The 847-nt window shown below is 42.9% G+C and carries 1 protein-coding gene; it reads right to left on the reverse strand.

What is annotated here, in order from left to right; genetic code table 11:
- Positions 1–111 precede the first annotated feature (111 nt).
- Positions 112–847 (reverse strand): ExeA family protein (locus tag DV872_RS26190; RefSeq protein WP_158547203.1); only part of this gene is annotated, 736 nt, incomplete at its 5' end.

Genomic DNA, 847 nt, shown 5'->3' on the forward strand with positions numbered 1-847 from the left:
TGTAATCTCGCAAATTATTTTAAACCAATCAAATCGCACTGAGTTAGATACTTGTTCAGATATCTTTTAACCAAAAAATATCCCGCCGTCACCAGCGGAAAATGTAGTGAACTAAAGAATTACTTCTGTTGATGCAATGCGCACATGTTCTGCTGAGACTGTGTGTTCCCCCTCCAACGCCGCCGCTAACATAGCTGTTTTTGCTACTGAATTTGCCTTCCTAAGAATACCTCCAGAGCACTGATGAATCGCAAAGACGGCTTCCTCGGAAAAAATAGATTTCGTAAGACCTGCTAATTTCAAATGATGATCAAGGTATTCGACCATGACTTCTTTCTTTAAAGATTCCAGATGATTAATACCCAGAACCCTCGATGCCAAGGGCCTTGCTGCGGTTGCCATTAGATGATCCATCAGGCCTTCCTGACCACACAAAATCACAGGCATGACCGGTTTGGAATCATAGTCGAACTGTATCAAGGTATGCAGCTGGGTGAAAACATTCCGCTTAAACAAATGAGCCTCATCGATAAGCAGGATGGGAGTGACTTTCCTGGATGCGATTTCCAAAATATGTTCCCTTATCTTCTGGATCATAAAGGAGATCTGGTACGAGTGAAATTCAACTCCGAAACTCATCAGGATTTGTCGGTACAGTTCCATTAGCCCGAATTCTCCTCCGATAATAGGAATCAAGTGATATTCACTCTGATGACATTGGCTAGAGATATAACGCAAAGAGGTCGACTTTCCTGATCCCACATCCCCAGTAATTACACTGATTGCCTTCTGGGCAATGGCAAAAAAAGTTCGTTGTTTAAGAGGAGCCAATGCCGGTAGAGGATAG

Source organism: Oceanispirochaeta sp. M1 (assembly GCF_003346715.1).
Lineage (GTDB): Bacteria > Spirochaetota > Spirochaetia > DSM-2461 > DSM-2461 > Oceanispirochaeta.